10 protein-coding genes and 4 pseudogenes are annotated in these 6,788 nt (G+C 43.0%); 7 read left to right on the top strand and 7 right to left on the bottom strand.

Annotated elements, in window-relative coordinates; all coding sequences use genetic code 11:
- Nucleotides 1–234: pseudogene (locus B4113_RS20890) on the top strand (hypothetical protein); the annotation flags it as partial.
- Nucleotides 186–344, top strand: a pseudogene (locus B4113_RS20895) (sporulation protein YhbH); the annotation flags it as partial. The pseudogenes B4113_RS20890 and B4113_RS20895, both read left to right, overlap by 49 nt.
- Here the strand turns inward: B4113_RS20895 and B4113_RS19785 are convergent.
- From B4113_RS19785 to B4113_RS18240, 4 genes are all read right to left on the bottom strand, one after another.
- Complete coding sequence (locus tag B4113_RS19785; RefSeq protein WP_061912737.1) at nt 341–877, bottom strand: hypothetical protein; 537 nt, start codon at nt 875–877, stop codon at nt 341–343. The pseudogene B4113_RS20895 and the gene B4113_RS19785 sit on opposite strands and share 4 nt — an antisense overlap.
- A 441-nt stretch (nt 878–1,318) precedes the next feature.
- Nucleotides 1,319–1,486, bottom strand: coding sequence for a DUF3037 domain-containing protein (locus tag B4113_RS19285; RefSeq protein WP_082799335.1), 168 nt, complete (start codon nt 1,484–1,486; stop codon nt 1,319–1,321).
- A gap of 41 nt (nt 1,487–1,527) precedes the next feature.
- On the bottom strand, nt 1,528–1,875 hold the full coding sequence (locus tag B4113_RS18235; RefSeq protein ID WP_061912738.1) for a hypothetical protein: 348 nt from the start codon (nt 1,873–1,875) through the stop codon (nt 1,528–1,530).
- Nucleotides 1,872–2,192, bottom strand: a complete 321-nt coding sequence (locus B4113_RS18240; RefSeq protein WP_061912739.1) for a helix-turn-helix domain-containing protein — start codon at nt 2,190–2,192, stop codon at nt 1,872–1,874. The genes B4113_RS18235 and B4113_RS18240 overlap by 4 nt, the downstream gene beginning before the upstream one ends.
- Nucleotides 2,193–2,339: 147 nt before the next feature.
- Between B4113_RS18240 and B4113_RS21330 the strand changes: the two genes are divergently transcribed.
- Nucleotides 2,340–2,636 carry a helix-turn-helix transcriptional regulator gene (locus tag B4113_RS21330; protein WP_082799336.1) on the top strand — a complete coding sequence of 99 codons (297 nt, stop codon included), beginning with the start codon at nt 2,340–2,342 and terminating at the stop codon, nt 2,634–2,636.
- A pseudogene (locus B4113_RS18245) lies at nt 2,548–3,235 on the top strand (N-acetylmuramoyl-L-alanine amidase). Before B4113_RS21330 ends, B4113_RS18245 begins: the two are co-directional and overlap by 89 nt.
- A 183-nt stretch (nt 3,236–3,418) precedes the next feature.
- Here the strand turns inward: B4113_RS18245 and B4113_RS19295 are convergent.
- Nucleotides 3,419–4,291 carry an IS630 family transposase gene (locus B4113_RS19295; RefSeq protein ID WP_235598039.1) on the bottom strand — a complete coding sequence of 291 codons (873 nt, stop codon included), beginning with the start codon at nt 4,289–4,291 and terminating at the stop codon, nt 3,419–3,421.
- A gap of 562 nt (nt 4,292–4,853) precedes the next feature.
- On the opposite strand from B4113_RS19295, the gene B4113_RS21335 reads away from it, so the two are divergent.
- The 3 genes and pseudogenes from B4113_RS21335 to B4113_RS18260 form a co-directional block, all read left to right on the top strand.
- The gene (locus tag B4113_RS21335; RefSeq protein WP_082799338.1) at nt 4,854–5,141 is read left to right on the top strand and encodes a glycohydrolase toxin TNT-related protein; all 288 of its coding nucleotides are present in this window, start codon (nt 4,854–4,856) and stop codon (nt 5,139–5,141) included.
- Nucleotides 5,142–5,154: 13 nt separating this feature from the next.
- Nucleotides 5,155–5,451 carry a hypothetical protein gene (locus tag B4113_RS18255; protein WP_061912740.1) on the top strand — a complete coding sequence of 99 codons (297 nt, stop codon included), beginning with the start codon at nt 5,155–5,157 and terminating at the stop codon, nt 5,449–5,451.
- 113 nt (nt 5,452–5,564) lie between these two features.
- Nucleotides 5,565–5,828 (top strand): annotated as a pseudogene (locus B4113_RS18260) (pre-toxin TG domain-containing protein); the annotation flags it as partial.
- Nucleotides 5,829–5,886: 58 nt separating this feature from the next.
- Here B4113_RS18260 and B4113_RS18265 read toward each other — a convergent pair.
- Both B4113_RS18265 and cspD read right to left on the bottom strand, forming a co-directional pair.
- Complete coding sequence (locus tag B4113_RS18265) at nt 5,887–6,156, bottom strand: DUF2564 family protein (protein ID WP_061912742.1); 270 nt, start codon at nt 6,154–6,156, stop codon at nt 5,887–5,889.
- 128 nt (nt 6,157–6,284) lie between these two features.
- Complete coding sequence (gene cspD, locus B4113_RS18270) at nt 6,285–6,485, bottom strand: cold-shock protein CspD (RefSeq protein WP_003251474.1); 201 nt, start codon at nt 6,483–6,485, stop codon at nt 6,285–6,287.
- Nucleotides 6,486–6,788: the final 303 nt, after the last annotated feature.

Here is a 6,788-nt window from a genome sequence, read left to right on the forward strand (position 1 = left end):
GCATCCGTTTCATGGCAACCAGCATATGCCGGAGTTGGTCCAGCGTCTAGAGTGTGGATGAATGAAGGGAGAAATGAAATCAAAGATGCCGCCACTCTTTATATGATGAAGGAAATCAAAGGAGAGGCCATTGATCGTATACCTAAGTCAAGTGATCCTTCCATTAAGGGTACGGGTAATCTTAACAGTACAACCGTTCACCCTCTACCCTCATGCGAGCATACGGCAACATGAAACACCAGAAATTCAAGTACTACATCTTAAAGCAAAAAGCCGACGTGTTCGAAGCCTTGAAGTATTTCTTCTCGGCAGAAAAAAAGGAGGCCGTCGCCTCTAGATCCTAGGATAAAGCTGAATGGTAAACTGGTCTTTTTTCGTCCATTCCGGTTTTCTTAGGTATGTCGCTTTTCTCAATTGCTTTTTCGCTATTTGCTTCGATGATGTTAGATGCCTCTTTGAGTATATCTATAGCAGCTTTTACATGTTTGTTTGCTTCACTAAAATAAACTAATGTGACGATCTCAAGGTTTTGTTTATTAATAAAAGAGTTATTATTAGCAAAGCGTGTTTCCTTGAGCTTTGTATAGTTCCAAACCCATTCCTTGGCTAACTGCGATGCTTTAGAGATGCTTCGGTTTGAGTAGTCGAAAGATAGAGTTTTTATTAATCTTGAACTGTTTTTCTTTTCATAGGCATAATCAAGTTTGAACTCCTCTGATCCCACCGTTACTTCAATATTACGGTTAAGTTTAGTTAAGACATTATTTTTCCTAAGCACACGATTCATGATGCTTTTGACTTCATCTTCAGTGATTCTTTTGGATTTATGGGAATCAAAATACACATAAGCTCTAAATAAATCTTCTTGATCCTTCATGATATCGTAACTCCGTATAACCCTAACAGGAGAAAATTGCAATTGATTTACGTATATTGCCGTATGCTTTTCAAGGAAATCCCATTTTTTTACTTCTTCTATCGGGGGCCCATGGACTGTCGATTGTGTAAACTCGCTTTTAACCCCTTTCAAGATAAGTTTTAGAAGGCCGGTGAAAAACCACTGTCAACTCCCGATCGGCGGCATTTTCATTCAGAAGAGAAAGCGGATTCTGCAAGGTTTTTCTAATTGAGAAATGAGTGGAATCCATCGTTTTTGCACTAAATCACCCACCTCTTAGGAGCTTGATATCAATCTCATCATCGAACATCGCGACTCTAGAAGGTCGATGATGAAAGGTGTCAGTTGCCTCACCGCCTTGTTTCTCAAATGGAGAAACTTTATGACATCGGCTTTTCGTTTCATGTCATCCGCCGTGAGCTAGGGGCGATCGCTGTTTTTCACCAACCTTCTAGAGAAGTTAGAAGTAATCTCCATATTGACATAACCGTCTTCAGGAGAGTGAAATACAAGACCAACATTTATAAATTCTTCTCTCATTTCGTCTGGAACATATCTTAGGACAGCGAATTTACACAAACGTTCCATTTATGACCCTCCTTTCTGCCGTACTCATTCGACAAGAGTGGCTATTTAATGCGTTTCAGTTCAGCTTCTTGTTGAATCGAGCGCACAGAAAGTAGGTCGATGATGTGTTGCTGGCTTTCTTGAATTTCTTCTAGGCGCTTGATGGAGTCTGAGGTGTCCAGTACCGCACGTTTGATAAGCGAGAGGTCAGCAACATCTTCTTTCGTTGCCATATTGTTCTCGACGCGTTCAAGTCTTTCATGGAGGTGATGAAGCTCACGATCCACTTTCTCATTGAGTTGGTGAAGCTCACGATCCACTTTCTCATTGAGTTGGTGAAGCTCACGATCTACTTTTTCGTTCAACTGATGTAGTTGACCAAGAATTTGTTTGAGCAACTGTTCACTCATTGTCGCTCCGTCCTTTCTAAAAGAGTTTGTAAAAAGTTGTTCAAGCTTTTCCGTTCCTCCGGCGTGAGCTTTTTGGCAGTTTCGATAAGTTGGAGAAGATCAGCCGGCAATTCGGAAGCTTGGGAGTCAAAAAACTCAGCAAGAGAAATGTTAAAGTAGTCGCAGATCTTGAAAAGCAAATCTATTGAAGGCTTAGCCGTACCTTTTTCTATTTTATTAATCGTAGATGGGTCGATATTTAATTCTTTAGATAACTTATTAGCAGATATATTGTGCAACTGCCTAAGCGTAATAATGCGACCGCCGATGTCAAACATAACATCACCTTTAGTAAATTGAATTATATTCAAAAAAATTGTATCACATGGATAAAACACTAAAAATATTGGAATAAATCCAATATTAATATCAAATTATTGAATATAAATCAATAAAATATAGTTAGAAAGGAGGTAAATCCAATATTGAGTGCTAAATTAGGATTTAAAATCCGCTATTTCAGAAAGAAACTCGGTCTTACTCAATATCAGCTAGCGGATATGGTATCGGCTGATGTATCAACGATAAGCAAGATTGAAAAGAGTAAAGCAACTCCATCGCTGTCAATGTTACAGCGCATCGCCGGAGCTCTTGGCGTATCGGTTAACGAACTGTTAAAGGAGCGGATAAATAATGGTGCGAATTGTTCTCGATGCTGGCCACGGTGGCCACGATCCGGGCGCAACGGCGAACGGGCTGAAGGAGAAGGACCTCACGCTTGATATTGTGAAGCGCATTGGAAAGATGCTCGATGATTATGAAGGAGTAGAAGTACATTACACTCGTACTGACGACCGTTTTATTGAACTTTCTGAACGGGCAGCGATTGCGAACCGATTGAAGGCTGATTTTTTCTTGTCGGTTCACATTAACGCTGGCGGCGGAACCGGCTTCGAGAGCTACATCTATAATGGTAATGTGTCTCAAGCGACGATCGCATACCAAAACGTTATTCATGGCGAAATTGTTCGAGCAATCGGCAACGTCACGGACCGAGGCAAAAAACGCGCCAACTACGCTGTATTACGCGAAACGAAAATGCCTGCGTTGCTGACAGAAAACTTGTTTATTGACAACAAAACGGACGCCAGCAAGCTCAAAAGTGAGCAGTTTCTTTTGCAAATCGCCTACGGTCACGCAGAGGGGATCGCTAAAGCATTCGGTCTCAAGAAAAAGACCACAGCGGCGCCGAAAACGAGTACTACACAGACGCAAGAAAAGCTCTATCGCGTTCAAGTCGGCGCATTCAGCGAGAAGGAATGCAGAACGGCTGGCCGAGGAGCTCAAACGAAAAGGATATCCGGTTTTCATCACAGACTGATCACCGCTGTTTGGCGGGGATATAAAAAGGAATTGGGAAAAAAATATCGCCCGTATGATGCAGAATAATGCAAAAAGCCCTTCTCATTCGAGAGGGGCTTTTATTTGTATTCATTAACCAAATATAAAGACTAGATAAACCCGTGGTGCTATATACATCCAAATTGACATTTTAACCTCTGGTTCACGCAGCACCCCCTATGCGGTGCAACACTTCATCTGGGTGCTGCAACACATATTGTTCAAAACGAGTAATCGACTGGGCCATGTCGTTTTGATCTTTATGCAAGACGTTAGCAATGATTTCATCTTTCAGCCACTTCCACAACCGTTCCATCGGATTCAAATGAGGCGAATACGGTGGCAGAAAAATAAAGTGAAAGGCACCACCTTCTTTCTCATCGAGGAATGCTTGCACCATGTTGGCATAATGAATCCGTGCATGGTCCAACACAAGCACGATGAATCGATCCGGATGTTTCTCTTTCAACAGGTGCAAAAAGTCGAGGAACGTCTCGACATTGGCGCATGATGCGCGATGAAACACGACATCGCCTTGTTGAACGTCCACTGCGCCATAAATGGAAACGTGGGCGTGGTGACCGTAGCTTGGCACTTGTTTTTGATTCCCTACTTCTGCCGATGTCGTACGAAGCGCTTGATAGGCGCGAACATGCGTCTCATCGACATAAAGCAAAACCATTTGCGCAGTGATGAGTTTTTTAATAAATTCGAGTTCTTTTTGAAAAGCAGCTTGAAGCGTTGGATCCCCTTTGACAAGCTTGTCAGTCGGGCGTGTCCATGATAAACGAAGACGATGTAACAACTTGCGAATGCCTTCACGTGACATCGAAACACCATACGTTTGTTGGATGTAAGATTGCAAAATACGTGTGTTCCATGACGAAGAAATGCCCCAACCGACATCCACAGGAGTGGTAGTCAATACGAGTTGTCTAATTTCTTGTTGTTGTTCTTCCGTGAGAAACGGCACGCAACTAGGTGGCAAGCGGCGATCGAGTAAAAGATCGAGTCCTCCTTCATTAAACCGTGCCACCTAGAGGGCAACCGATTGACGGCATAGATGGACCATTTTCACGACATCTTTTCCGAGATAACCTTCCATGACGAGACGAACGGCGGTCACCCGAACACGAGGAGAAGCATTTTTGATTTTCCATTCTTGTTTTCAAAGTGCTCGAGGCGCCCAGCTGTGATCATTTGTCATTTTAAGGCGTTTCATTTCCGCTCCTTTTGTATAGGAATATTTAGGAGCAGTATAACCATGGAAAAAGGTGTTCATACAGAAGTCATCATTTTAAAGTGCATGTACATACATAGCAGGGGTGTTATGACGTGGAACGGCTTACAAACTAGTGAGAATGACAAAGATCGTGGTGATAAACAAGTGGTAACGTGAATGGATGCTCGTAGATAGCGTCGGCCAATCAATTTTGGATTGCGCTGTCAGTTGAGATGGTTATAATCACTAATCGCTTTAAAAACGTTAAAGAATAGGTGGTTTATGTAACAGCAAAAGAAGGTAAGAGTCTGGTAAAATAAATGTAACACAGCTCCTGAAAAAGAATGATCTAACGGCTGCCTAAAGGCGAGAAGTCATTGAGGCATTTAATCCAGGTGCACAAGTAGTAAAGCTTCAAGATGACTTAGTAGTCTATCGTTATTATGGAGGTGCAGCAAATCCTAGAGGACGTTGGGTCACTACTGAAAAATTATCTGCCCCCATCAATAAATTAGCATTACCTCCTGGAAGTACAGCTGAATATGTTACAAAGTGGATCATTCACAAAGGAACGGAAGTACTTCAAGGTACAGTTGCACCGAACTTTGGAAGATCAGGCGGTGCAGTGCAAATTTATCTTCCAAACCCAAGTGTACTAAAATGATGAGGTGGATTATATGACTTATCAAGTGAATGATTTAATTCGGGATATAGACTCCATTATTCCGGAGGTTGAAAAAGAATTATTAAATCGAAAGAATGGAATTGAAGGCGATGGCAGCGTACAGCAGTTAGAGTTAATTAAGAAAGAATTAGAACAAATTAAAAGTTATGCTCTAACTAATAATCTGCCTAGCAAAGAAAAGAGATTTACGTCTTTTTCACGTTATGTTATCGATGAATGGAGTTATAACTCAACTTTGGGCCAACGCCTTTGTGAGCTGGCTGACAAATATAAGAGAAAACTGCAGTGATTATCAAAATAAAAACCTTGACAGCCTTTATAGCCTGTCAAGGTTTTTGCTTTTCGATCATCCAGTAATTATTAATTTGCAGTTCTTTTCAGAAGTAATTGACCATCATTTATTTGCAAAAATTCGGCTTGGAGCTTCTCGGTTGGTACGACGTGCAGCGCGTGTTTGGCGAGTACGATCCGATTACCGGCGAGCGCCTTTCTGTAGGAGACCGTTTGCTGGCAGGAGGAATGTTGCTTGCGTCGATCATTCCTCCCACTAAAGGGGCCGGCATGGCGGGAAAAGCGGCAATCAAGGGCGCCAAGGCGATGGAGGCGGCATCTGTCCTATCGAAAACGAAACATGTCGTGCGCTATGATAGCCAAAGACCAAAATTCTTAACTTGATGGGTATGGGATGGGGTCCACACCTTTTGGGACCCCCATTCGATTCGGATTATGACTGTGCCTCGCGCAGCTGATGTTCGGCGCGGGCCAGCCGCTGTTCGCAGCGGGCGAGAACATCATCGTCTGTGCCCGTTGCTTCTTGGCGAGCGCGAGCTAGCTGATGGCGGGCGTTTTGCACCGCTCGTTCGGCGTGCTGAATCATCTCGGGGTCGAGCTGCATTGTGGCGTGGCCGACCATTTTTTCCGCCGTCTCCACGAACAGTTCCACTTGTTTCAAATCGTTGTAGCCTGTATGTATGTGGGCATCACGATTCGCCATATCAACACCTCCCTTTGCTATTGTTTGCCTCTTGACTGAATCTATGCATCGAAATGGAAAAAGGCACCTTGACTGTGCAAGGTGCCTTTCGTTTCCGCTCCCGTTCTTTCGTCTATGTCAACGAAGCTTTATAATTTGACAACGTTCGCTGCTTGCGGTCCGCGGTTTCCTTGGACGATCTCAAACGAAACTTCTTGGCCTTCTTCTAACGTTTTGAACCCTTCACCTTGGATGGCTGTGAAGTGTACGAATACGTCCGAACCGCCTTCCACTTCGATGAAACCGTAACCTTTTTCATTGTTAAACCATTTTACTTTACCACGTTGCATAATGCTGAATTCCTCCTAATACTTTTAGCCTGATCGGCTAACCTTGAGATTTTATCAAATAACAAAATATACTCCACAGCAATCCAAGGTGCGCCTTCATGATGAATGCCTGAAATATATTCTGTTATGTGATGACTTAACTATACACTACCGGGCGTCACCGCGTCAAGCAAAAGAAAGGAAATTTCCGAAAAAAATTGTTTCACCATCGCCAAACAGACATGTTGCCTAGAAGGCTGGTGAAAAACGGTTGTTTCTTTTGAGCAATGGGGGATCGTTTGAAAGGTGATCGTGATGCGACGA

Origin of the sequence: Geobacillus sp. B4113_201601, from assembly GCF_001587475.1 — a bacterium.
GTDB lineage: Bacteria > Bacillota > Bacilli > Bacillales > Anoxybacillaceae > Geobacillus > Geobacillus icigianus.

Coding starts and splice junctions, on each gene's coding strand:
- B4113_RS19785 (WP_061912737.1), bottom strand. CDS start 877: ATGAAGGATCAAGAAGATTTATTTAGAGCTTATGTGTATTTTGATTCC.
- B4113_RS19285 (WP_082799335.1), bottom strand. CDS start 1,486: ATGGAACGTTTGTGTAAATTCGCTGTCCTAAGATATGTTCCAGACGAA.
- B4113_RS18235 (WP_061912738.1), bottom strand. CDS start 1,875: ATGAGTGAACAGTTGCTCAAACAAATTCTTGGTCAACTACATCAGTTG.
- B4113_RS18240 (WP_061912739.1), bottom strand. CDS start 2,192: ATGTTTGACATCGGCGGTCGCATTATTACGCTTAGGCAGTTGCACAAT.
- B4113_RS18255 (WP_061912740.1), top strand. CDS start 5,155: ATGACTTATCAAGTGAATGATTTAATTCGGGATATAGACTCCATTATT.
- B4113_RS18265 (WP_061912742.1), bottom strand. CDS start 6,156: ATGGCGAATCGTGATGCCCACATACATACAGGCTACAACGATTTGAAA.
- cspD (WP_003251474.1), bottom strand. CDS start 6,485: ATGCAACGTGGTAAAGTAAAATGGTTTAACAATGAAAAAGGTTACGGT.